Here is a 24967-nt window from a genome sequence, read left to right as displayed (position 1 = left end):
AGCCCGTCATTGCGGCCACCGGCGGCGGCCCGGAGGATGGACGCATGCCAACGAACACCCGCCGGGTCGTGATCGCGGTCTTCCCCGACGTCGACCTGCTCGACGTCACGGGGCCGGCCGAGGTCTTCGCGCTCGCCAACCGCGAGACCGGGGGCCGCGCCGGCTACGAGGTGCGGCTCGCCGGCCCCGGCCCGGCGGGCGGGGCGGTGGCGACCTCGGCGGGCGTCCGCCTGGTGACCGACGTGTCCTTCGACGAGGTCGGCCCGGGCGTGGACACCCTGCTGGTACCGGGCGCCGTCGAGCCGGGGCCCGAGGGCCCCCGGGCCCGTACCGACCAGGACGTGGTGGACTGGATCACCGCCCTGGCTCCCGGGGTGCGGCGGATCGCGTCGGTGTGCGTCGGCGCGCATCTGCTGGCGGCGGCCGGTCTGCTCGACGGCAGGACGGCCACCACCCACTGGTCGACCGCCGCCCAACTGGCCGCCGACCACCCGCGGGTGACCGTCGACCCCGACCCGATCTTCGTCCGCTCCGGGCGGGTGTGGACCGGCGCCGGGATCAGCGCCTGCCTCGACCTCTCCCTGGCCCTGGTGGCCGAGGACCTGGGCGAGGAGACCGCGCTGGCGGTGGCCCGGCAGCTGGTGGTCTACCTCAAACGCCAGGGCGGCCAGAGCCAGTTCAGCGTGCCGCTGAGCCGGCCGCCCGCCGCCCGCCGGGACATCGACGCGCTCCGCGTCCACATCGGCGAGCACCTGGCCGAGGACCTGTCGGCCGCCGCGCTGGCGGCGCGGATGTGCCTGAGCGAACGCCACTTCGCCCGGGTCTTCACCCAGGAGACCGGCAGCACACCGGCCGCCTATGTGGAGGCGGCCCGGGTGGAGGCGGCGCGCCGGCTGCTGGAGACCACCGACCGGCCGCTGGACGCGGTCGCCCGGGACACCGGGCTGCGGTCGGTGGAGACCCTGCAACGGGCCTTCCGCCGGCAGCTGGGCACCAGCCCGGCCGCGTACCGGCGCCGCTTCCGCACGGCGGTCTGAGCGGTCGCCACCCGAGCGGCGGTCGCCGCACCGATCACACCTCCTCGCCGGGCCTGCCGGGGCCGCGGTGCTCCTCAGCCGCGCCGCCGCCCCACCACTCGCACCATCCAACTCCCCATCCCCCGAAGGAAGTTCCCATGCCCACCTCCCCGACCACCCCCTCCCCGACCCTGCGCCAGGTGAGCGGGCTGGACGACCGGCTGCCCGCGCTGGCCGATACCACGCTGCTGATGATCGACTTCCAGAACACCTACCTCCGGGGCGTGATGGCGCTGGAGGGGGCCGAGGAGGCGCTGGCCGCCGGGGCCCGGCTGCTGGCCGCCGCGCGGGCCGCGGGCACGCCGGTGGTGCACATCGTCAACGACGCCGGCGAGGGCACCCCGTACGACATCCGGGCCGAGATCGGCGCCATCGCCGACGCGGTCGCCCCCGCGGACGGCGAGCCGGTGGTGGTCAAGAACTTCCCGGACGCCTTCCACCGCACCGGCCTGGAGCAGCTCCTGCGGGAGCGGGACGCCGGTCCCGAGCTGGTGCTGGCCGGATTCATGACGCATATGTGCGTGTCGTACACCGCCCAGGCGGCGTTCGGCCGCGGCTACCGGCCCACGGTCGTCGCCGAGGCCACCGCCACCCGCGCACTGCCCGGCCCCGGCGGCACCGTGGTCTCCGCGGCCGACCTCCAGGCCGCGGCGCTGACCACCATCGGCGACCTGTTCGGCCCGGTCGCCGCCCGGGTGGCCGACCTCACCGGCTGACCCCGCGCCGGGACCGGAGCGCAGGTCCCGCGCCATCGTCCGCGGGGGCGCATTCCGCGGGGGCGGCGCGGGTAGGAACGGCGTGCTGCCGGCCGGGCACGCGGCGGGCGGGTCCGGCCCCCCGCCCCGTGCCCGGGCGTGAGCCGGGCAGGGCCTCGGCCATGCCAGGGAGAAGAGTGCGCACCAGACCAGGACCGCCGGCGAGCCCCTCGCTGTTCCGCATGCTGGAGTGGCACGAACACATCGAGGCGGAGCGGCAGCTCCCGGGCGCTCGGGTGTTCCTGTCCGACTACAACGGCGGCCACCCCTATGTGGAGAAGTATCTGGGGGAACTCGCCGATACGGCGCCCCACCGCCTGGCGGACATCACCCGGTACGCCGGTCTGGACGAGGACCTGGCGCTGCGGTCCAAGATCGCCGCGATGCACGAGCGGTACGACCGGGTGGCCTGCAGCGAGCGGAACGTCGTCCCGGCCGGCGGTTCCAGCAGCGCGCTCGGGACCTTCGCCACCTGGCTCGCCGTCAACGGCCACCGCCGCGTCCACTACGTGGCGCCCGTCTACTACAAACTCGCCTATCTCTTACGGGAGTTCGGGATCGAGCCGGTACCGGTGGCCTCGGGCCACGCGTACCAACCGGACTTCGACCTGAGCCTGCCCCGTGAGCGGACCGTCCTCGTGCTGACCGACCCCGTCTGGTACGCCGGCCGCCGGGTGCCGGTCCATGTCCTGGACGAGATCGCGGCGTGGCAGCGGGCCACCGACTCGCTGGTCTTCGTGGACGGCACGTTCCAGTACCTGCCCTGGGACGGGAAGCAAGGCGAGGCCAGCGCCCGCCTGCCCATCGAGCGGACCCTGCGCATGGTGTGCCCCACCAAGTACCTGTCGATCCACGGGTACCGCTGCGCCCACCTGCTGGCGCCCGCCGCGCTGCGTCAGGAGCTGGCCGACCTGCACCTCAACCTGCACGGTGACGTCGCCGTCTCCGACCGCCTCTTCGCCCACCGCGCCGCGGACCTCATGGCGCGGCACGGCAACGGCGACCTGGTCGGGCACATCCGCGGCAACCACGCGCGGCTCCTCGCCAGCGGCGCGCTCGCCGCCCGGATGCCGGTCGAGACCGGCTTCTTCCTCTTCGCCCGGCCGCGCGTTCCGCACCGCTGGTTCCTGGCGCTCGACGAGCGGTACTTCGAACTCGGCGGCCACCCGGGCTACGTCCGCATCAATCTCCTCAACCGGACCGCCCTGGAGGCGCTTGCCGCCACCGTCGCGGACCGCGGCGCTTCCGGACCGCCGCAGGGCGCCGCGGCGTCAGAGGCCGCCGCCGGCGAGGGCGTGCCGCCGGCGCCACACCCCGGCTGAGATACGGGCCAGCAGCCGGGCCGCCGGATCGCCGGCCGCGCGGCCGTTCGCCAGCGGCCCGGTGTAGCAGACGGCGAGGACGTACGGTGCCGCGTCCGCGGGGTAGACCACGGCGGCGCTGTGGCGCAGCCCGGGGAACCAGCCGTTCTTCCCGGCCAGGCGCGTGCCCGGCGGCAGCCCGGCCGCGAGGTCCACGCGGTGGACGTTGTGCTCCAGCAGCGCCAGCACCTCCGGCTCCAGGGAGTCCAGCAGCCGGACCAGGTCCCGGGCCGACACCCGGTTGTGCGCTCCGGCGTCGCGGCCCGCGTAGTCCTCGATGCCGCGCGGGCTGCCGCTCACCGTGGCACCGGCCCGCCGCCAGACCCGGTCCACGGCCGCCTGCCCGACCCGCGCCAGGCACAGGTTCGTCGCGAGGTTGGACGAGTGGGTGACCATGCGGCCGGCGAGCCAGCGTACGGAGGCCAGGCCGCCGATCCGCTCCCAGGGCAGCGCGTCGCTGTCCCACTCGGGGCTGTTGCGGTAGCCGCCGCCGGTCACCGACCGGAAGTCGTTGACCACCGGAATCCGCGCGTCCAGGTCGAGACCGCTGCGGTGCACAGCCGCCAGCACGGCCACCTTCATGGTGCTCGCCGCGTCATGGGGGACGTCCGCGTTGTGCAGCACCACCGGCTCGCTCCGCCGGGGCGCCACCACCATCGACAGCATTCCCGCATCGTAGCGACCGCCCCTCTCAGGGAGGCCGCCCTCACAGCCGCGCCGCCTTGAGCCCCATGTGGAGCAGCAGGCGGTCCGCGCCCTCGTCGAGGTCGAGGCCGGTGAGCTGTTCGACCCGGCCCAGGCGGTAGTAGAGGGTCTGGCGGTGGATGCCGAGGTGGCGCGCGGTGCGGCCGGCCTGGCCCGCGCAGTCCAGGAACGCCTCGGCGGTCCGGGCGAGTTCGGCGTGCGCGGGCGCCAGCAGCGGTCCGACGGCCGGATCGGGCGCGGCCGGCGGGAGCGCGGTGAGCAGGCGGTGGGCGCCGAGCGCGTCCCATTCGGCGACCGGGCCCAGCCGGGGTTCGGCACGGGCCGCCCGGGCCGCGTCCCTGGCCTGCCGCCATACGCCCGGCAGATCGGCCGGTTCCCGGGTCGGTACCCCGATACCGGCGGCGCCCCCGGTGGGCCGGTCCCCGGCGCGGGCGGCCGGTCCGGGCGGGCCGCCGGCCCTGGGGGAGCGCAGCAGATGCCCGGCGGCCGTACGGGCCGGGGCGAGCGACCCCGGCTCCCGCAGCCGGACCAGGGCGGCCAGCGCGCCGCCATCGGCGTCGGCACCGCCACCGGCCCCCGTACCGCCGCCGGGACCGGCCCCCGCAAGGCCACCGCTCCCGCCCCGGTCCCCCCGCCCGCCGTCCGCCCCCGGCGCCGGGCAGGCCGCCGGCATCGGGCAGCCCGCCAGCAGCCCGGGCAGATTCGGCAGCGGGGGCCCGTCGTCGTCGGCGGTGTTCCAGGGGAGGACCGCGACCACGGTCAGCGGCGCCCCGGGGGTGAAGCGCAGGGTGTCGCGCAGACCGTCCCGCAGCGCGGCGGCCGCGGCGGCCCGGCCGGCGGGCCGGCAGGTCAGCAACTCCCGCAGGATTCCGGCCAGTTCGGAGCCGGCCCGGGCCTCGTCGGCGAGCAGGGCGCCGATCCGCGCGGCGGACTCCATGGCCTGCGCGATCCGCGGGTCGGGCGGGGCGCCGGGGCCGCCCAGTTCCAGGTCCGTCAGATGGCCGTCGTCCAGCAGCCAGACATAGCCGTGCACCACGCCCCGGTGGCGTACGGGGAGGCAGATCCGGCCTTTGAAGACGCCGGCGGCCGGGTCCGGGGGGATCCGCAGCGGCGCGGTGGCGCGGGCGATCCCGAACGCCTCGAACCACGCGCGGACCGCCGCCGAGGACCGCCGCTGGAGGATCGACCGGGTCCGCACCGGGTCCATGACCTCGTCGTCCTCGCCCTCGTGCGCGCCGAACGCGATCAGCCCGAAGTCCCGGTCCTCCAGCGTCGCCGGCGCGCCGAGCGCCGCCGAGATCTCGTCCACCAGCTGCTGGTAGTCGCTCCGCACCGCGGCCCGTCCCCTCTCCCGTCACTGCCGTCTCCCGCCCCCCATTCTCATACATCTGTCTGAGATGGCGGCCACGAAGGCGTGACAGCTGTCGATGGCCGGAAAGTGGCGAGATCCTTAAATTTCAGGTGGCTCATCTCGCCGCCGCGCCCGCCCGATCGGCGGCCGTCCGGCGTTTGTCATCCTGAACCGTGGAGGTGCCCCATGCTGGGTCCCGTGCTTCTCGCCGCCGCGCGCAGCGACCGCATCCGCCGCGTGGTCGCGGCCGCCCCGGTCACCCGGCCCGTGGTGGACCGCTTCGTCGCGGGCGAGCGCCTGGACGAGTCGATGGCGGCGGTGCGGGCCCTGGCCGCCCGCGGTATGGACGTCACCCTGGACTTCCTGGGCGAGGACATCACCGACCCGGCCGAGGCGCTGCGCACCCGTGACGCCTACCTCCGGCTCGCCGCGTCGCTCAAGGACCTGGGCCTGGGCACCCGCACCGAGATGTCGGTCAAGCTCTCCGCGTTCGGCCAGGCGCTGACCGGCGGGCACGACCTCGCGCTGCGCAACGTCACCCCGGTGGTCGAAGCCGCCGCCGAGGCCGGCACCACCGTCACGCTGGACATGGAGGACCACACCACGGTCGACTCCACCCTGGCGATCCTGCGGACCCTGCGCGAGCGCTTCCCCCAGACGGGCGCGGTCCTCCAGTCGTACCTCTTCCGCACCGAGGACGACTGCCGCGAGCTGGCCGGGGCAGGCTCCCGGGTGCGGCTGGTCAAGGGCGCGTACAAGGAGCCCGCGACGGTCGCGTTCCAGGACAAGCGGGAGGTCGACCGGGCCTATGTGCGCTGCCTGAAGATCCTGATGGCCGGGCAGGGCTACCCGATGATCGGGTCCCACGACCCGCGGATGGTCGCCATCGCCCAGGACCTGGCGCACCGCAGCGGCCGCAAGCCCGCCGACTACGAGTTCCAGATGCTGTTCGGCATCCGCGAGGCCGAGCAGCGGCGGCTGGTGGAGGAGGGCCACCGGATGCGGGTCTACGTGCCCTACGGCACCGACTGGTACGGCTACTTCATGCGCCGCCTCGCCGAGCGCCCCGCCAACCTGACCTTCTTCCTGAGGTCGCTGGCCACCCGGGGCTGACCCGGCCGGGGGTCCGGGGGTTGCCCCCGGGGTATGCAGTCTGGCCCTTTGGGCCCGTATGGGGGGATTCTGGGGACGGGGTACCACCCCGTCCCCGGGCCACTCGCCGTGGCAGCGGCCCCGGCGCGACCGACGTACACCGACGTACGGCGTACACCGACGTACGACAACGACAACGATCGAACGACGATCGCAAGCGTAAGGAGACACGGCCACCATGGACGCTGTGACCCAGGTCCCCGTGCCGGTGAACGAGCCGGTGCACAGCTACGCCCCGGGAAGCCCGGAGCGGTTCCGCCTGGAGGCCAAGCTCAAGGAGCTGGCCGGCAACCCCATCGAGCTGCCCATGACCATCGGCGGCACGCGGCGGATGGGCGGCGGCGAGCGCTTCGACGTCGTCCAGCCGCACCACCACTCCGCCCGCCTGGGCACCTACGCCAACGCCACCGTCCAGGACGCCCAGGACGCGGTGGACGCCGCGCTGGCCGCCGCCCCCGCCTGGCGCGCGATGCCGTTCGACGACCGGGCCGCGATCATCCTCAAGGCCGCCGACCTGCTGGCCGGCCCCTGGCGCGAGACGATGGCCGCCGCCACCATGCTCGGCCAGTCCAAGACCGCCCAGCAGGCCGAGATCGACACCCCCTGCGAGCTGGTCGACTTCTGGCGCTTCAATGTGCACTTCGCGCGCCAGATCCTCGCCGAGCAGCCCCCGGTGAACTCCCCCGGCGTGTGGAACCGCTCCGACCACCGCCCCCTGGAGGGCTTCGTCTACGCGATCACGCCGTTCAACTTCACCGCGATCGCCGGCAACCTCCCCACCGCCCCGGCCCTGATGGGCAACGTCGTGGTCTGGAAGCCGTCCCCGACCCAGACCTTCGCCGCGGTGCTGCTGATGCGCCTGCTGGAGGAGGCCGGTCTGCCGCCCGGCGTCATCAACCTCGTCACCGGCGACGGCAAGGACGTCTCCGAGGTCGCGCTGACCCACCCGGACCTGGCCGGCATCCACTTCACCGGCTCGACCAAGACCTTCCAGTACCTCTGGAAGACGGTCGGCACCAACATCGAGGCGTACAAGACCTACCCGCGGCTGGTCGGCGAGACCGGCGGCAAGGACTTCGTCGTCGCCCACCCGTCGGCCGACCGCGCGGTGCTCAAGACCGCGCTGACCCGCGGCGCGTTCGAGTTCCAGGGCCAGAAGTGCTCGGCGGCCTCCCGCGCGTACGTCCCGGCCTCGCTGTGGAACGCCGGCTTCAAGGAGGAGTTCGCCGCCGAGGTGGACGCGCTGACCATGGGCGACGTCACCGACCTGGCGAACTTCATGGGCGCGGTCATCGACGAGCGGGCCTTCGCCAAGAACAAGGCCGCCATCGACCGCGCCAAGGCCGACCCCACCGTCGAGGTGGTGGCCGGCGGGACGTACGACGACAGCGTCGGCTACTTCGTCCGCCCGACGGTCCTGGTCTCCACCGACCCGGAGAACGAGATCTTCAAGGAGGAGTTCTTCGGCCCGATCCTCGGCGTCCACGTCTACGACGACTCGGTCGAGGGCGGCTACGAGGCGATGCTGGACCAGATGGAGTCCGCCTCGGCCTACGGCCTGACCGGCGCGGTGATCGCGCAGGACCGCGCGGCGGCCGCCGCCACCTGCGAGAAGCTGCGCTTCGCGGCCGGCAACTTCTACATCAACGACAAGCCCACCGGCGCCGTGGTCGGCCAGCAGCCGTTCGGCGGCGGCCGGGCGTCGGGCACCAACGACAAGGCCGGCGCCAAGCAGAACCTCATGCGCTGGACGTCGACCCGGTCCATCAAGGAGACCCTGGTCCCGCCGACCGACTACCGCTACCCGCACATGGGCTGACACCGCCCGCGCGACCGGAAGGCCCGGCACCCGAAAAAGGGGTGCCGGGCCTTCCGGCGTCATGATCGCGTCTCAAATAGTAGGAAGCCCAAGTAATTGTGCAGACATCACGGCCGGGCTGTCCTAGCGTTGTAGGAGCCGAACGTATCGCTGCATCCAGCGAATGCGGATGCGGCCCGGCGCGTGTGCGCAGGTGACCCCTGCGGCGCCGCGGCCCCCGCCCTGCCGGCCTCTCGCACCACCACCCCTCTTCTTCAACGCCCCCGGGCCATCTCGGGGCTCTGGCATGGGAGACGCGCATCATGGCCGAGACCATCGTCCGCAGGACCCGTCACTCCTCCCGTCAGTCCAACGACGCCGACCGCCGCAACGCCGCGGCGGCCCTCCAGCGCGCCCTCGACCGCCGCGACAACGGCGGTTCCACCGGCCACTGAGCCGCGGAGCCGAACGCGAAAGGGCGCCCGGGACGTGATCCCGGGCGCCCCTCGGCGCGGTCGGTGAGGCTGGGGCCGGTCAGCCCCGGCGGCCGGAGCGGGTCACCTCGAAGTGGTCGATCCGCTCACCGGACTCGGCGAGCGCGGTGACCCTCATCCGCGGCCGCGCGCCCGGCGTGACCTCGACGGCCAGGAACGAGTAGCCGGTGTAGCGCACCCGGGACCACTCGACGGCCTCCTTCACCTTCGCCCGCCCCTTGGCCCAGTGGTAGCTGTCCACGCTGTCGAGGTCCTTGACGTGCCCCTCGTAGCTGTCGGGGACGGGGAAGTCGTAAAGGGACTTCCCGGCGCCGCCGGCCGTCACGTACACGATGCCCTCGCGCGCCGCGTCCACCGTCTCGCCGATCGGCATCCGCTTCGCCACCCGGCCGCCCCTGAGCGCGTCGGTCCGCTCGTAGACGTGGTTGTGGCCGTTGATCACGAGGTCCACCTGGTGCTTCTCGAAGAGCGGCAGCCAGGCGTCGCGGACCCCGCCCTCCGAGGCGTGCGCGGTGGTGGTGGAGTACGCGCAGTGGTGGAAGAAGACCACCAGGAAGTCGATGCCCGCGGTGGCCCGCAGCTCGCCGAGGCGGCGGTCCAGCCAGCGGGTCTGCCGGCCTTCGGTGTAGCCCGCGTTGGCCGGGATCTCGTACGAGACGTCGTTGGCGTCCAGGGCGATCACCGCGGTGTTGCCGTAGGTGAAGGAGTAGACGCCCGGGGCGCGCTCGGGGTCCGGGCCGTTGCCGGGCAGCGACCAGCGGGCGGACTGGCCGCCGTAGCCGTTGGGGGAGTACCACGCCTCCATGTCGTGGTTCCCGGTCGTCACCATCCACGGCACGGACTTGGCCACCGTCTCGGTCTGGGCGAGGAACTGGTCCCAGGCGCGCGCGTCGTAGGTGTCGTGCTCGGAGCCCTGGCCGTCCGGGTCGGCGTAGCAGATGTCCCCGGCGTGCAGGTGGAAGGCCGGGTTCTGGCCCAGGATCAGCTGGTCGTTGGCGAGCGCGTGGTAGCTGACGCCCTGGTCGCCGAAGGCGGTGAAGACGAAGCGCTCGGCGCGCGCCGGGGCGGTGCGGAAGGTGCCGACGGCCGCGAAGCGGCGCGGGTCGGCCGGGTCGAAGCCGTCGTGGCCGACGCCGTAGTAGTACGTGGTCCCCGGGCGCAGCCCGTCCAGCGCCGCGTGCAGGTAGAACTGGTCGACCGCCGGGAGCTTGGCGGACAGCGACGGGGTGTGCAGGTGGCGCACCTCGGCCGCGATCTTCCGCCCCAGGTCCCAGGGCTTCAGGCCGACCCGCAGATACGGGCGGCGGACCGCGAACGGCACCTGCCAGCTCACCCGCATCTGCGTCCGCGGATCGGCGCCGAAGGCCAGGTGGCGGCCGAACGGGGCGACCAGGTGCCCGTCCACGGCGGTGGTGGCGGGCGCGGTGAGCAGCACGGGCCCGGCGGCGTGCGCGGCCGGCGCGGACAGCAGACCGGCGCCGGCGGCCATCCCGGCGGTCGCCGCGGAGGTGCGCAGCAGGCCCCGGCGGGTCAGCTTGGTGCGCAGGTAGTCGTGCTGCTCGGGCATGGTCATCCGGGCCGCGAGGTGCTCCGGTATGCCGACGCGGGGGGTGTGCGAGGGCAGGGGGCGCTCCCCCCGGGGAAGTGCAGTCATGCGGCCGAATCTGGCAGGGTCGGCCGACGGGGGCGGGGCGGCCGGGTGAACGGCGGGTGTCCCGCGGCCGTGCGGCCGGTGACGCTGTCCGCATGGCGGACATCACGTGTCAATCACTGGGACGAAGAGTAGGGTCCAGGCATGTCTCGCAGCATTCGCCTCGCAGTGATCCCCGGTGACGGAATCGGCCAGGAAGTCGTGGCCCAGGGGCTGAAGGTCCTGACCGCGGTCCTCCCGCAGGACGTCAAGCTGGAAACCAAGGAGTACGACCTCGGGGCCCGGCGGTGGCACCGCACCGGCGAGACCCTGCCGGACGCGGAACTGGCCGCGCTGAAGGACCACGACGCGATCCTGCTCGGCGCGATCGGCGACCCCTCGGTGCCGTCCGGCGTCCTGGAGCGCGGGTTGCTGCTGAAACTCCGCTTCGCCTTCGACCACTTCGTCAACCTCCGCCCGTCGAAGCTCTTCCCGAACACCGCCACGCCGCTGGCCGGCCGCCCCGAGATCGACTTCGTGGTCGTCCGCGAGGGCACCGAGGGCCCGTACACCGGCAACGGCGGCAGCCTGCGCACCGGCACCCCGGCCGAGGTCGCCACCGAGGTCAGCGTGAACACCGCCTACGGTGTCGAGCGGGTCGTCCGGGACGCCTACGAGCGGGCCCAGGCCCGGCCGCGCAAGAAGCTGACGCTGGTCCACAAGAACAACGTCCTGGTCTACGCCGGGCACATGTGGAAGAACATCTTCGACAAGGTCGGCGCGGAGTACCCCGACGTCACCACCGACTACCTCCACGTCGACGCGGCGACGATCTTCCTCGTCACCCAGCCCGAGCGGTTCGACGTGATCGTCACCGACAACCTCTTCGGCGACATCCTCACCGACCTGGCCGCGGCCGTCACCGGCGGTATCGGCCTGGCCGCCTCCGGGAACATCAACCCGACCGGCGAGTTCCCGTCCATGTTCGAGCCGGTGCACGGCTCCGCGCCGGACATCGCGGGCACCGGCAAGGCCGACCCGACCGCCACGATCCTCTCGGTCGCCCTGCTGCTGCGCCACCTCGGCTACGAGGAGCAGGCCGCCCGGATCGAGGCCGAGGTCGCCGCCGACCTGGAGGCCCGGGACGGCACGCCGCGCACCACCGACGAGATCGGCGACGCGCTCGCCGCACGCGTAGCGGGCTGACGCCCGCCGCACTCCACGCATCTCCACGCAGCGCCGGGCCGGTCACGGTCCGGCGCTGTCCCCGTTTCCCCCTCCGCTTTCCCGGCCTCTTTCCCCCGCCAGCATTCCGTCCCGGTTTCGGTACCGGCCCACCGGTTCCGGCGCCGGACACCCGCGCGCGATAATCGGACGAGGGGCCGCCGCCCCGCGAAACTCGGACGTCCCAGTAACGACCGGTACGACTGAGTAACGATGGAGCGCGCGGCCGCCGCCAACCGCACCGGTGCCGCGCGCGGGGCGCCGCCCCGCCACCCGGCCGGAGGGCTGGGCCGGTGACCTGCGGTATCGGACCACGCTGTGAAGGACACGCATACATGACGACGCCCACGATCGAGCTCAAGCCCTCCTCGCACCCGCTGCCCGCGGCGGAGCGGGAGCAGATCCTGGCCGCCCCCGGCTTCGGCCGCCACTTCACCGACCACATGGTCACGATCAAGTGGACCGAGGGCCGCGGCTGGCACGACGGGCAGCTCGTGCCGTACGGTCCGCTCTCCCTGGACCCGGCGACCAACGTCCTGCACTACGCGCAGGAGATCTTCGAGGGCCTGAAGGCGTACCGCCGGCCCGACGGCAGCGTCGCCACCTTCCGCCCGGACGCCAACGCCCGGCGCTTCCAGGCGTCCGCCCGCCGGCTGGCCATGCCCGAGCTGCCGGTCGAGACGTTCATCGAGGCGTGCGACGCGCTGGTGCGGCAGGACCAGGACTGGGTGCCGGCGCACGGCGGCGAGGAGTCGCTGTACCTGCGCCCGTTCATGATCGCCACCGAGGTGGGGCTGGGCGTCAAGCCGGCCTCGGAGTACCTCTTCGTCGTCATCGCCTCGCCGGCCGGCGCGTACTTCCCCGGCGGCGTCAAGCCGGTCTCCATCTGGCTGTCCGAGGACCGCGTGCGGGCCGTCCCCGGCGGCATGGGCGACGCCAAGACCGGCGGCAACTACGCCGCGTCCCTGCTGGCCCAGGCCGAGGCCGCGGCCCGCGGCTGCGACCAGGTCGCCTACCTCGACGCCGTGGAGCACACGTGGGTCGAGGAGCTGGGCGGGATGAACCTCTACTTCGTCTACGGCGACCGGATCGTCACCCCCAAGCTGACCGGTTCGCTGCTGGCTGGCGTCACCCGCGACTCGCTGCTCACGGTCGCCCGCGACCTGGGCTACGCGTCCGAGGAGGGGCGGATCTCCATCGACCAGTGGCAGCGGGACAGCGCGAGCGGCGCGCTGACCGAGGTCTTCGCCTGCGGTACCGCCGCCGTGATCACCCCGGTCGGCACGGTCAAGCGGGACGGCGCGGAGTGGCAGCAGGCCGGCGGTGAGCCGGGCAAGGTCACGCTGAAGCTGCGCGAGGCGCTGCTGGACATCCAGCGCGGGGTGACCCCCGACGAGCACGGCTGGATGCACCCCATCGTCTGAAAGCCCGTCCCCGGGGTGAACGATTCCCCGGGGAACGACCGAGGCCGCCGCCGGCAGATGCCGGGGCGGCCTTCGCCGTCGGTGCGTACGGGCCCGGTCAGCCGACCCGGGCGGGGGCGTCGTCCGCGGCCGCGGGCATCGCGGCGGCGCGCAGCGCGGGCACCGGGCGCGGCTGGCGGGCGACCAGCGCCAGGTAGGCCACCGCGGCGGTGAACGCGGCGAGCAGGAAGCTCATGTCGATCCCGCCGGTGAGCTTGAGCAGCGGGCCCTCGTACGGGGAGCCCACCGAGAGCAGGCCGACCGCGGAGCCCAGCGCCCAGGCGATGGTGGCCTGGACGTTCCAGCCGGCCTTGAACCAGTACACGCCGCCGATCGTGCCGCGGTTGTAGACCTGGAGGGAGTCCGCGTCGTAGGTGCCGCGGCAGCGGACGAAGCCGATCACGGTGATGACCGCCCACGGCGTGCCGATGGCGGTCATCAGCAGGACGAAGGCGGTCATCGCGTTCTGCGCGTCCCAGGCGAAGTGGCCGACGTAGACCAGCGCGGTGGACAGGCCGGCGACCACGTAGGTGGCCTGGGTGCGGGTGGCGCGCGGCAGGATCGCGTCGAGGTCCAGGCCCATGCTGTAGAGCATCAGACCGGAGTTGCCGGCCGAGCCGGCCGAGGCGTTGAGCAGCAGGAAGACGAGGTACCACAGGGGCGCGCCGGCGACCAGCGGCCCGGCGTAGTCCGTGCCCGCGCCGACCGCCAGCGCGCTGAACGTGCCGAACAGCTGCGGCACCAGCAGACCGAGGACCAGGCCCAGGTACGTGGCGCCGAAGACGGCCTTGGAGCGGTGGCGGTTGGGGGAGATGTAGCGGCTGTAGTCGCCGAGCAGGGTGATGAAGGCGATCGGGCCGCTCAGGCCCGCCGAGACCGCGGAGAGCAGCCAGGTCTGCCAGTAGCCGCCCATGGCGTAGTGGACGCCGGGCACCGGGGCGGTGGTGAAGTGGTGCGCGTAGGCGAAGACGCCGACGATCAGCAGCAGGGTCAGGCCGATGGAGAGCACCTTGCTCAGCCGCAGCAGGACCTTGTAGCCGTAGACCGCGCCGACCGCGGTGGCGGCCGCCAGGACCGCGTAGACGATGGTGTACGCCGCCCCGTCGGCCGGCAGGCCGATGAGGCGGTGCAGACAGCCGACCATGGCGTCGCCGCCGACCCAGAGGGTCAGCGCGGTGTAGCCGAGCGAGAGCAGCAGGCCGATCACCGAGCCGATGAGCCGGCCGCGGACGCCGAAGAAGGCGCCGCTGGAGGTCGAGAGGTTGGTCGCGCTGCGCAGCGAGACCAGCGCGAGCGGAGCGGTCAGCAGGGCGCCGACCAGGGTGCCGGCCGCCAGGGAGGACACCGACCCCCAGAAGCCGAGGCCGAAGGAGACCGGGAGCCAGCCGAAGATCACAACGCCGAGTGCGAGGTTCGAGCCGAGCAGGATGGAAACGAGGTCGCGAGGGCTGCTGGTGCGCTCCTCGTCCGGGATGGTGTCGACTCCGCGTTGTTCTATCGGCATGAGGGCTCCCCTGAGAGGCCGGAACAGATGGTTCGGAAGCGGTGCTGGGCGCGGTGCTCCATCGATGGGCTGGGGCTTCACGGGCGGTGCCCGCGAAACGGTTGCTCGGCAGACCGAGATCATTTGAGCGGCGCTCTAAAAACGATCATTTCAAGCCACTTTCTAGAGCGACGCTCAATATGAAGCACGCTGATGGCCTAGGTCAATGCTTTCGGAACGATGAATTCCGAGTTAGAGTGATGCTCAATCCGAAGCGGGAGGAAGGGACGGGATGCGGCTCACCCCCACAGAACGCGACCGGCTGCTGCTGTTCGGCGCCGCCGAGCTGGCCCGGGCGCGCCGGGCCCGCGGACTGAAACTCAATGTGCCCGAGGCGACCGCGTTGATCGCGGACACAGTCTGCGAGGCGGCGCGGGACGGGCGCCGCCTCGCTCAGGCCATCGAGGCGGCCCGGAGCGTGCTCGGGCCCGACGACGTACTGCCCGGCGTGGCCGACGTCGTCACCGAGGTGCACGTGGAGGCCGTCTTCGACGACGGCTCCCGCCTCGCGGTGGTCACCGACCCGATCGGCGCGCCCGCCGCGGAGCCCGGCGCCGCCCCCGGGCCCGGCGCCCTGCTGCCGGCCCCCATGGCGGACGACCCCGAGCCCGCCGTGCGGCTGGCGGTCACCAACACCGCCGCCGTGCCGGTGTCCGTCACCTCGCACTTCCACTTCTTCGAGGCCAACCCGCGCCTGGACTTCGACCGCGAGCGCGCCTACGGCATGCGGCTCGCCGTCCCGGCCGGCTCCTCGGTCCGCTTCGGGCCGGGGGAGAGCCACGAGGTCGGCCTGGTGCCGATCGGCGGCGACCGCGTCGCGATCGGCTTCGCCGGCCTGGTGGACGGGCCGCTGGACGCGCCCGGCGCGAAGCGGGAGGCGCTGCGCCGGGCGGCCGCCTGCGGCTACCTCGGCGTATCGGACACCACGGACCAGGAGGTCGAGCGATGAGCCGCCCCGGAGGCCACCCCGTCGAGGCCCGCCGCCTCACCGCGCACGAATACGCCGCGACCCACGGCCCGCGCGCCGGCGACCGGGTCGTCCTCGGCGACTCCGGGCTCGTCGTCCGGGTCGAGTCCGACTCCCAGAAGCCCGGCGACGAGTTCCTGGCCGGCTTCGGCAAGACCGCCCGCGACGGCCTGCACCTCAAGGCCGCGTCGCTGCGCGAGACCTGCGATGTGGTGATCAGCAACGTGCTGGTCATCGACGCGGTCCAGGGCATCCGCAAGACGTCCATCGGCATCCGCGAGGGCCGCATCCACGCCATCGGGCGGGCCGGCAACCCCGACACCCTCGACGGGGTCGAGGTGGTGGTCGGCACCGGCACCTCGATCGTCTCCGGCGAGGGCATGATCGCCACCGCCGGCGCCGTGGACACCCATGTCCACCTGCTCTCCCCGCGGGTGATGGAAGCCTCGCTGGCCTCCGGCGTGACCACCATCATCGGCCAGGAGTTCGGGCCGGTGTGGGGCGTCGGTGTCAACTCCCCGTGGGCGCTGCGCCACGCGTTCAGCGCGTTCGACGCCTGGCCGGTCAACATCGGCTTCCTGGGCCGCGGTTCGTCCTCCGGCGAGGCGCCGCTGGTCGAGGCGCTGGCCGAGGGCGGCGCCCTGGGCTTCAAGGTGCACGAGGACATGGGCGCGCACGCCCGCGCCCTGGACACCGCGCTGCGGGTCGCCGAGGAGCACGACGTCCAGGTGGCGCTGCACAGCGACGGCCTGAACGAATGCCTCACCGTCGAGGACACCCTGCGGGTCCTGGACGGCCGGACCATCCACGCCTTCCACATCGAGGGCTGCGGCGGCGGACACGTCCCCAACGTCCTGAAGATGGCCGGCGTCCCCAACGTCATCGGCTCCTCCACCAACCCCACCCTCCCCTTCGGGCGGGACGCGGTCGCCGAGCACTACGGCATGATCGTCTCGGTCCACGACCTGAAGACCGACCTGCCCGGCGACGCCGCGATGGCCCGGGACCGCATCCGCTCCGGCACGATGGGCGCCGAGGACGTGCTGCACGACCTCGGGGCGATCGGCATCACCTCGTCCGACGCCCAGGGCATGGGCCGGGCCGGCGAGACCGTCCGCCGCACCTTCGCGATGGCCGGCAAGATGAAGGCCGAGCTGGGCCCCATGGAGGGCGACGGCGCCCACGACGACAACGCCCGGGTGCTGCGCTACATCGCCAAGCTCACCATCAACCCCGCCATCGCGCACGGCCTCTCGCACGAGATCGGGTCGATCGAGGTCGGCAAGATGGCGGACATCGTGCTGTGGAAGCCGCAGTTCTTCGGCGCCAAACCGCAGCTGGTCCTCAAGTCCGGCTTCCCCGCGTACGGCGTCACCGGCGACCCCAACGCCGCCACCGACACCTGCGAACCGCTCGTGCTCGGCCCGCAGTTCGGCGCGCACGGCGCCACCCCGGCGGAGATCTCGGTCGCCTTCGTGGCCCGCGCCGCGGCCGAGCAGGGCGGCGACGGCATGCCCACCCGCCGCCGCCGGGTCGCCGTCCGCGGCACCCGCGGCATCGGCCCGCGCGACCTGATCCACAACGCCCGGGTCGGCGACGTCCAGGTGGACGAGCGCACCGGACTGGTCACCCTCGACGGCGACCCGATGCGCTCCGAACCGGCCGACACCGTCTCGCTGTCCAGGCTCTACTTCCTCTGACGGCTCCGCGGCCGCTCCGGCCGCGGAGCCGCCCCCACCCCCCCGTTCCCGCGCCCCGCGCACCCCAGGACCCGAGGATCCCGTATGAACACCCCCGCCGCCGACGGCTTCCGCATGCCCCCCGAGTGGGCCCCGCACGAGCGCACCTGGATGGCCTGGCCCGGCCCCAACTTCACCTTCGGCGCCGAGGGCGGCGACACCCTCGCCGAGGCCCGCGGCGCCTGGGCGGCGGTCGCCCGCGCGGTGCGGCGGTACGAGCCGGTGACCGTGGTCGCCGGACCCGGCCAGCTGGAGGGCGCCCGGGCCCTGCTCGGCGACGGCATCGACCTGGTCGAGCGCCCCCTGGACGACGCCTGGATGCGCGATATCGGCCCCACCTTCGTCACCAACGGCCAGGGCGAACTGGCCGCCGTGGACTGGGTGTTCAACGGCTGGGGTGCCCAGGAGTGGGCCGCCTGGGACCGCGACGCGAAGATAGCCGAGCAGGTCGCCGGGCTCGCCGGCGCCCGCCGCTACGCCACCCCGCTGGTCAACGAGGGCGGCGGCATCCACGTCGACGGCGAGGGCACCGTCCTGCTCACCGAGACCGTCCAGCTCGACCCGGGCCGCAACCCCGGCCGCACCAAGGAGGACGTCGAGGCGGAGATCCACGCCCACCTCGGCACCACCAAGGCGATCTGGCTGCCGCGCGGCCTCTACGCCGACTACGGCCAGTTCGGCACCCGCGGCCACGTGGACATCGTCGCCGCCTTCGCCCGCCCCGGCGTGGTGATGGTCCACACCCAGCCCAACCCCGACCACCCCGACCACGCGATCTGCACCGAGATCGCCAAGCTGCTGCGCGCCTCCACCGACGCCCGCGGCCGCCAGCTGGAGGTCGTGGAGATCCCGGCTCCCACCGTCATCGAGGAGGACGGCGAGCTGGTCGACTACTCCTACATCAACCACCTCCAGTGCAACGGCGGCATCGTGCTGTGCGCCTTCGACGACCCGCGCGACGAGGAGGCGGCCGCGATCTTCCGCCGGCTGTTCCCCGACCGCACCGTCACCCTGGTGGACGCCCGTACGATCTTCGCAGCGGGTGGCGGTATCCACTGCATCACCCAGCAGCAGCCCAAGGTCTGACCCACCAGGCCCGTCCCGTCCCGGAGGTCCCCGTGTCCGGTCCCGTACGCCGTCCCCGGCGGCGGCTCAACCAGCCGCGCGAGCAGGTGCTCGCCGCCGCGATGGCCACCATCGCCGCGGAGGGACTGGACCGGCTGACCATGGCGGGCCTGGGCCGCGAGGTCGGCATGAGCAGCGGCCACATCCTCTACTACTTCGGTACGAAGGACGAGCTGCTGCTGCAGACCCTCCAGTGGAGCGAGGAGCAGCTCGGCGCCGAGCGCCGGGCCGCCCTCGCCCGCCGGGTCTCCGCCCGCGAACGCCTCGACGCCCTGGTCGACCTCTACCTCCCCGAAGGCCACCGCGATCCGCGCTGGACGCTGTGGCTGGAGGTCTGGGTCCGCTCCCAGAACGCCGACGAGGAGACCCGCGAGCGCCAGCTCGACCTGGAGCTGGCCTGGCACCGCGACCTGGTGGCGCTGCTGGTCGAGGGCGCCTCCTCCGGCGAGTTCCGCCCCGTGGACGCCGAGCGCTTCGCCCGCCGCACCCGCGCCCTGCTCGACGGCTTCGGCACCCACCTCGTCGTCGGCCTGCCCGGCACCGACCGCGCCCAGGTGGGCCGGGAGGTCGCGGCGTTCCTGGACGAATCCCTGATGCGGGACGGCGGCTGACGGCCGGCCCGCGCCCGGTCCGCCGAGCCCGTCCGCCGGGTCCGCCCGGCGCCCCCGCCGCCCCGCCGCGCGCCCCCGCCGTGACCGCAACGCACGCAAGTACGCGGGATCGTTGCCGCGTAGCCCCTTGCCCGCCGGCCCGCTCTCGGCGACCGTGATCGGCTATGGGACGAGAGCAATGGAAGAAGATCTGGGTCGGCTCGGCCGGCAACATGGTCGAGTGGTTCGACTGGTTCGTCTACGCCAGTTTCGCGGTGTACTTCGCCGACGCGTTCTTCCCCAAGGGGAACGACACCGCCAACCTCATGAACACCATGGGGATCTTCGCCGTCGGCTTCTTCATGCGCCCGGTCGGCGGCTGGCTGCTCGGCCGGGTCGGCGACCGCCGGGGCCGCAAGGCCGCGCTCACCCTGACCGTGACCCTGATGTCCGCCTCGGCCGTCCTGATCGCGATCGCCCCCACCTACGCCGCCGCCGGCTACGGCGGGATCGCCGTCCTGCTCGTGGCCCGTATGCTCCAGGGCCTCTCGGTCGGCGGTGAGTACGCGGCCAGCGCCACCTACCTCACCGAGGCGTCCGCGCCCGGCCGCCGCGGCTTCGCCTCCAGCTTCCAGTACGTGTCGATGACCGCCGGCCAGCTGCTCGGCCTCGGCCTCCAGATCATCCTCCAGCGCACCATGTCCGAGCAGGCGCTGCACAGCTGGGCCTGGCGGATCCCGTTCATCGTCGGCGCGCTGGGCGCCGGGATCGTCTTCTACCTGCGCCGCTCCATGCTGGAGACCGAGGTCTACGCCGAGGACGACGACGCCCACCGCGACCCCGACCGCGGCACCATGAAGGCGCTGTGGGCCCACCGGCGCGAGGCGTTCCTGGTCATCGCGCTCACCATGGGCGGCACCGTGGCGTACTACACGTACACCACCTACCTCACCAAGTACCTCTCCGGCACCGCCGGGCTGGCCAAGCCCACCGCCTCGCTGGTGAGCTTCTGCGCGCTGTTCCTCTTCATGTGCCTCCAGCCGCTGGCCGGCAAGCTGTCCGACCGGATCGGCCGGCGCCCGCTGCTGATCACCTTCGCCATCGGCTCCACCTTCCTGACCGTGCCGATCATGACGCTGCTCAAGCACGCCGGCAGCTTCTGGCCGGCGCTCGGCCTGTCCCTGCTGGCCCTGGTCGTGGTCACCGGCTACACCTCGATCAACGCCTGTGTGAAGGCCGAGCTGTTCCCCACCGGCATCCGCGCGCTGGGCGTCGCCCTGCCGTACGCGATCGCCAACGCGCTCTTCGGCGGCACCGCCGAGTACGTCGCCCTGTGGTTCAAGAACGGCGGGATCGAGTCCGGCTACTACTGGTACGTCTCCGGCTGCGCGGCGGTCTCGCTGATCGTGTACCTCACGATGCGGGAGACCCGGACCATCGACCTGCACCGGGTCGGCAAGGGGAGCGCGGACGGCGAGGGGACCGGCGAGCGGGTGCTCGCGTCCTGAAGCCCCCCGAGCGGGCGCCCGTGTCCACAAAGCGCCGGTGCCCGCTCGCATGGTGAGACGGGCGGAACGCGGGGGCGGTCCTGTGCCAGACTGCCCCCGTGCTCTCGTTCGCCATTATTGGCAGCAGGCGCGCCGGTCCGCAGTGACCGCCCGTACGACCCGAGTACGGCGGCCACCGTCGTCCCCAGACCCGCGCGCAGACCTCTCGCACCCGCGAGAGGTTTTTTCGTTTCCGGACCCACCCGCCGCCGGAAGCGCCGCGCGAGGGACCATGGAGGGACGGTGGAACCGGGCATTCCGGTAGACCGAGACCCGACAGGAGCCAGACCAGCATGACGGACGCACCCGAAGCCGCCGTCCCCGACGACTTCCACGTTTTCGACACCACCCTGCGCGACGGCGCTCAGCGCGAGGGCATCAACCTCACCGTCGCCGACAAGCTCACCCTCGCCCGTCACCTGGACGACTACGGCGTCGGCTTCATCGAGGGCGGCTGGCCCGGCGCCAACCCGCGCGACACCGAGTTCTTCCAGCGCGCCCGCGCGGAGATCGACTTCCGCCATGCCCAGCTGGTCGCCTTCGGCGCCACCCGCAAGGCCGGCGTCCGCGTCGAGGACGACCCGCAGGTCGCGGCCCTGCTGGACTCCCAGGCCCCGGTCATCACCCTGGTCGCCAAGTCCCACGTCCGCCACGTCGAACTGGCCCTGCGCACCACGCCCGAGGAGAACCTCGCGATGGTCCGCGACACCATCGCCCACCTGCGCGCCCACGGCCGCCGGGTCTTCCTCGACTGCGAGCACTTCTTCGAGGGCTACGCGCTGGACGCCGACTACGCCAAGTCCGTGGTCCGCACCGCGCACGAGGCCGGCGCCGACGTCGTCGTCCTCTGCGACACCAACGGCGGGATGCTCCCGGCCCAGGTCTCGGCCGTGGTCCGCACCGTCCTCGCCGACACCGGCGCCCGGCTCGGCATCCACGCCCAGGACGACACCGGCTGCGCGGTCGCCAACACCCTGGCCGCGGTCGACGCCGGCGCCACCCACGTCCAGTGCACCGCCAACGGCTACGGCGAACGGGTCGGCAACTCCAACCTCTTCCCGGTCGTCGCCGCCCTGGAGCTGAAGTACGGGCGCCCGGTCCTGCCGCCCGGCAAGCTCGCCGAGACCACCCGGATCTCGCACGCCATCGCCGAGGTCGTCAACCTCACCCCCTCCACCCACCAGCCCTACGTCGGGGTCTCCGCGTTCGCCCACAAGGCCGGACTGCACGCCTCCGCGATCAAGGTGGACCCCGACCTCTACCAGCACATCGACCCCGCCCTGGTCGGCAACACCATGCGGATGCTGGTCTCCGACATGGCCGGCCGGGCCTCCATCGAGCTCAAGGGCAAGGAACTGGGCATCGACCTCGGCGGCGACCGCGAACTGGTCGGCCGGGTCGTCGAACGCGTCAAGGAACGCGAACTGGCCGGCTACACCTACGAGGCCGCCGACGCGTCGTTCGAACTGCTCCTCCGGGAGGAGGTGGGCGGCAAGCCGCTGCGGTTCTTCACCGTCGAGTCCTGGCGCGCCATCGTCGAGGACCGGCCCGACGGCACCCACGCCAACGAGGCGACCGTCAAGCTCTGGGCCAAGGGCGAGCGGATCGTCGTCACCGCGGAGGGCAACGGCCCGGTCAACGCGCTGGACCGGGCGCTGCGGGTGGCGCTGGAGCGGATCTACCCGCAGCTGGCTTCCATGGAGCTGGTGGACTACAAGGTCCGCATCCTGGAGGGCGCCCTGGGCACCGGCTCCATCACCCGGGTGCTGGTCTCCACCAGCGACGGCCGCGGCGAATGGTCCACCGTCGGCGTCGCGGAGAACGTCATCGCGGCGTCCTGGCAGGCGCTGGACGACGCCTACGCCTACGGCCTGCTGCGCGCCGGGGTCACGCCGGAGGGCTGATCTCCCCGCCGCGCGGGGCGTTCGGCCCGCCCCCTCCCGCGGGTGGTGGAATCCCGGCGGGCGGGGGCGTGCGCGGGTGGTCGACTGCCGGGGTGTTCGGGGCTACGGTCACGGCATCCGTCAGTGCGGGAGGCCGCTATGGGTGCGTGGCAGCTCAGTCGCCGGGGGTTTCTGGGGGTGGCCGCCGCGGGGGCGCTCGGCGCCGGCCGGGTGGCGGAGGATCCGTTCCGGGCGCTGCGCGAGCGGTGGTGCGGGCTGCTGCTGGGCAGCGGCTTCGACCCGGCGGCCGCACCGTACGCGGGCGTGCTGCGCGAGACCGGACAGCTCGCGGCCCGGTACCGCGCGCAGCTGCGGCCGGGGGAGCCGCTGCTGTGGGCCGACTGCCCCTACGACCCGCCCTCGGGGATCACCCGGAGCTACGGGCGGCTGAACACCATGGCGATGGCCTGGGCGCAGCCCGGGACGGGCCTGACCGGGGACGCGGACCTGGCGGCGGCCGTGGTCGCCGGGCTCGACCGGCTCGAACGGGCCGCCTACGGCGCCGGGACCGCGCCGTACGGCAACTGGTGGGAGTGGCAGATCGGCAGCCCGCGGCTGCTGCTGGACACGCTGGCCGTGCTGGGCGAGCGGGTGGGGGAGGAGATCGCGGCTCGGTGCCTGGCCGCCGTTCGCCACTTCGTGCCCGACGAGGCGCTGGGGTCGTACACCGGCACCAGTACCGGTGCCAATCGCGTCGATCTGTGCCGGGTCGCCGCCCTCCACGGCATCCTCGGCCGCGATCCCGGACGGATCGCCCTCGCCCGGGACGCGCTGTCCCCGGTCTTTCCGTACGTGACCAAGGGCGACGGCCTCTACGCCGACGGCTCGTTCATCCAGCACACCTGGGTGCCGTACACCGGGACGTATGGCGCGGTGCTGCTCGACGGCCTCGGGCGGCTCTTCGCGCTGCTGCGGGGGTCCGCGTGGGAGGTGAGCGATCCCGGGCGGCAGGTCGTACTGGACAGCGTGGACGGCGCGTTCGCCCCGCTGCTGCACGACGGGTTGATGATGGACAGCGTCAACGGGCGGGCCATCAGCCGGGGTTGGCTGCGCGGTGACGAGCGGCGGGTGATGCGCAGCGATCACTTCCACGGGCATGCGGTGATCGCGGCCATCGCGCTGCTCGCCGAGTCCGCGAGCGGGGCCGAACGGGACCGCTGGCACGGCATGATCAAGGGCTGGATCGCGCGGGACCGCACGCTGCCGGTGCTGACCGATCCGCAGTTCGGCGTCGCCGAGCTGGCCCGGCTGGCCGCCGTCGCGCGCGGGCCGGTGCCGGCCGCCCCGGAGCCCGTGGGCCACCGGCTGTTCCCCGCCATGGACCGGGCCGTGCACCGCCGGCCCGGCTGGACCGCGGGCCTGGCGATGTGCTCGGACCGCATCACGTACTACGAGAACGGCAACGGCGAGAACCGGCGCGGCTGGCACACCGGCGCCGGAATGCTCTACTGGTGGCCCGCGGGCGCGGCCGGCGACCAGTACACGGATGCCTTCTGGCCCACCGTCGACCCGTACCGCCTGCCGGGGACGACCGTGTCCACCAAGCGGCTGGCCGATGACGCGGGCGGCGGCTGGGGCGCGCCGAAACCGGCCGCGCGGTGGGTCGGCGGCACCACGGACGGGGAGTTCGCCGCGATCGGGCAGGACGTGCGCGGTCTGGATTCCACCCTTGTGGCACACAAGTCCTGGTTCGCGCTGGACGATTGCGTGGTCTGCCTGGGGGCGGGGATCGGCTCGCGCGACGGTGTTCCGGCGGAGACCGTGGTCGACAACCGCAATCTGGGGGAGCGGGGGAGCGGTGCGTTCACGGTGGACGGGGTGCGGCGGGCGGTGCGGCCGGGCTGGTCCCGTGTCGAACGGCGCGCCCGGTGGGCCCATCTGGCCGGGCACGGGGGCTATGTCTTTCCCGGCGGGGCGCCGCTGCACGCGCGGTGCGAGGACCGGACGGGGCGGTGGTCGGACATCAACACCACCTCGGTCAGTGATCCGGTGACGCGGCGGTATCTGACGCTGTGGCACGATCATGGGGTTGATCCGGAAGGTGCCGGTTACGCCTATCTGCTGATGCCCGGGGCGACGGCCGCCGCCACCGCCGCGCGGGCCGCCGATCGGCGGTGGCTGCGGGTCCTGGCCAACGACGACGGGCGGCAGGCGGTGGCGGTGCGGTCCCTCGGGGTCACCGCCGCCGTGTTCTGGCGGGCGGGGGAGGCCGGGCAGCTCGCGGTCGGCGGGCCCGCCGCCGTGCTGGTGCGCGAGCCCGCCGGGCAGGGGGCGGGGCGGACGGCCACGGTGTGTGCCGCCGCGCCCGAGCGCACCGGTGAGGCGCTGGAGATCACCTGGTCGCGGCCGGTGCGGGCGGTGCTCCGGCACGACCCCGCCGTCCGGGTGATCGAGGCGGGTCGCGCCCTGCGGCTGCGGCTGACGCCCGGTACGGCCTGCGCCACGCACACCTGCACCGTGCTGACCGGCTGACATCACCCGGCTGCCGTTTGTCGGCACCGTAC

19 protein-coding genes are annotated in these 24967 nt (G+C 73.3%); 15 read left to right on the top strand and 4 right to left on the bottom strand.

From position 1 onward, the window contains the following. Positions 1-44 precede the first annotated feature (44 nt). The 3 genes from ADL22_RS15695 (at position 45) to ADL22_RS15685 (ending at position 3153) form a co-directional block, all read left to right on the top strand. The gene (locus ADL22_RS15695; protein ID WP_066978944.1) at positions 45-1037 is read left to right on the top strand and encodes a GlxA family transcriptional regulator; all 993 of its coding nucleotides are present in this window, start codon (positions 45-47) and stop codon (positions 1035-1037) included. A gap of 137 nt (positions 1038-1174) precedes the next feature. Further along, positions 1175-1792, top strand: coding sequence for an isochorismatase family protein (locus ADL22_RS15690; protein ID WP_066978941.1), 618 nt, complete (start codon positions 1175-1177; stop codon positions 1790-1792). Between the two features lie 176 nt (positions 1793-1968). Then, positions 1969-3153, top strand: coding sequence for an aminotransferase class I/II-fold pyridoxal phosphate-dependent enzyme (locus ADL22_RS15685; protein ID WP_159048671.1), 1185 nt, complete (start codon positions 1969-1971; stop codon positions 3151-3153). On the opposite strand, the gene ADL22_RS15680 is transcribed toward ADL22_RS15685, so the two are convergent. Both ADL22_RS15680 and ADL22_RS15675 read right to left on the bottom strand, forming a co-directional pair. Beyond that, a complete protein-coding gene (locus tag ADL22_RS15680) occupies positions 3103-3858 on the bottom strand; it encodes a serine hydrolase (protein ID WP_066978935.1) in 756 nt (251 codons plus the stop codon). The two genes, ADL22_RS15685 and ADL22_RS15680, sit on opposite strands and share 51 nt — an antisense overlap. A gap of 40 nt (positions 3859-3898) precedes the next feature. After that, positions 3899-5230, bottom strand: a complete 1332-nt coding sequence (locus ADL22_RS15675; protein ID WP_066978932.1) for a PucR family transcriptional regulator — start codon at positions 5228-5230, stop codon at positions 3899-3901. Positions 5231-5434: 204 nt separating this feature from the next. On the opposite strand from ADL22_RS15675, the gene ADL22_RS15670 reads away from it, so the two are divergent. From ADL22_RS15670 to ADL22_RS36675, 3 genes are all read left to right on the top strand, one after another. Next, on the top strand, positions 5435-6361 hold the full coding sequence (locus tag ADL22_RS15670) for a proline dehydrogenase family protein (protein ID WP_066978930.1): 927 nt from the start codon (positions 5435-5437) through the stop codon (positions 6359-6361). 217 nt (positions 6362-6578) lie between these two features. Beyond that, positions 6579-8219, top strand: coding sequence for an L-glutamate gamma-semialdehyde dehydrogenase (gene pruA / locus ADL22_RS15665; protein ID WP_066978926.1), 1641 nt, complete (start codon positions 6579-6581; stop codon positions 8217-8219). A gap of 302 nt (positions 8220-8521) precedes the next feature. Beyond that, entirely contained in the window at positions 8522-8653 is a 132-nt protein-coding gene (locus ADL22_RS36675) for a hypothetical protein (protein ID WP_267890174.1), read from the top strand. A gap of 79 nt (positions 8654-8732) precedes the next feature. Here the strand turns inward: ADL22_RS36675 and ADL22_RS15660 are convergent, their stop codons facing one another. Continuing rightward, positions 8733-10346 (bottom strand): purple acid phosphatase family protein, encoded by a 1614-nt coding sequence (locus ADL22_RS15660; RefSeq protein WP_066978923.1) that lies wholly within the window; start codon positions 10344-10346, stop codon positions 8733-8735. 141 nt (positions 10347-10487) lie between these two features. On the opposite strand from ADL22_RS15660, the gene ADL22_RS15655 reads away from it, so the two are divergent. Further along, positions 10488-11528, top strand: a complete 1041-nt coding sequence (locus ADL22_RS15655; RefSeq protein WP_066978920.1) for a 3-isopropylmalate dehydrogenase — start codon at positions 10488-10490, stop codon at positions 11526-11528. A 353-nt stretch (positions 11529-11881) separates the two neighbouring features. Further along, entirely contained in the window at positions 11882-12970 is a 1089-nt protein-coding gene (locus ADL22_RS15650) for a branched-chain amino acid aminotransferase (protein WP_066978917.1), read from the top strand. A gap of 97 nt (positions 12971-13067) precedes the next feature. Here ADL22_RS15650 and ADL22_RS15645 read toward each other — a convergent pair whose 3' ends face one another. Next, complete coding sequence (locus ADL22_RS15645; RefSeq protein WP_066978914.1) at positions 13068-14513, bottom strand: cytosine permease; 1446 nt, start codon at positions 14511-14513, stop codon at positions 13068-13070. Between the two features lie 271 nt (positions 14514-14784). Between ADL22_RS15645 and ureA the strand changes: the two genes are divergently transcribed. From ureA to ADL22_RS15610, 7 genes are all read left to right on the top strand, one after another. Then, positions 14785-15501, top strand: a complete 717-nt coding sequence (gene ureA, locus ADL22_RS15640; RefSeq protein ID WP_066978911.1) for an urease subunit gamma — start codon at positions 14785-14787, stop codon at positions 15499-15501. Beyond that, positions 15498-17219: an urease subunit alpha gene (locus ADL22_RS15635; protein ID WP_066978909.1), complete on the top strand. Its 1722-nt coding sequence runs from the start codon at positions 15498-15500 to the stop codon at positions 17217-17219. The genes ureA and ADL22_RS15635 overlap by 4 nt, the downstream gene beginning before the upstream one ends. Before the next feature lie 84 nt (positions 17220-17303). Beyond that, positions 17304-18344 (top strand): agmatine deiminase family protein, encoded by a 1041-nt coding sequence (locus ADL22_RS15630; RefSeq protein ID WP_066978906.1) that lies wholly within the window; start codon positions 17304-17306, stop codon positions 18342-18344. Positions 18345-18376: 32 nt separating this feature from the next. Then, positions 18377-18994 (top strand): TetR/AcrR family transcriptional regulator, encoded by a 618-nt coding sequence (locus ADL22_RS15625; RefSeq protein ID WP_066978903.1) that lies wholly within the window; start codon positions 18377-18379, stop codon positions 18992-18994. 164 nt (positions 18995-19158) lie between these two features. Next, the gene (locus ADL22_RS15620; RefSeq protein ID WP_066978901.1) at positions 19159-20481 is read left to right on the top strand and encodes an MFS transporter; all 1323 of its coding nucleotides are present in this window, start codon (positions 19159-19161) and stop codon (positions 20479-20481) included. Positions 20482-20813: 332 nt separating this feature from the next. Beyond that, a complete protein-coding gene (gene cimA, locus ADL22_RS15615; RefSeq protein WP_066978898.1) occupies positions 20814-22424 on the top strand; it encodes a citramalate synthase in 1611 nt (536 codons plus the stop codon). A 138-nt stretch (positions 22425-22562) separates the two neighbouring features. Next, a complete protein-coding gene (locus ADL22_RS15610; RefSeq protein ID WP_066978895.1) occupies positions 22563-24935 on the top strand; it encodes a polysaccharide lyase 8 family protein in 2373 nt (790 codons plus the stop codon). Positions 24936-24967 lie beyond the last annotated feature (32 nt).

The sequence above is a fragment of the Streptomyces sp. NRRL F-4489 genome, from assembly GCF_001509485.1.
Classification (GTDB): domain Bacteria; phylum Actinomycetota; class Actinomycetes; order Streptomycetales; family Streptomycetaceae; genus Streptomyces.
This window is presented reverse-complemented; position numbering and strand designations above follow the sequence as displayed.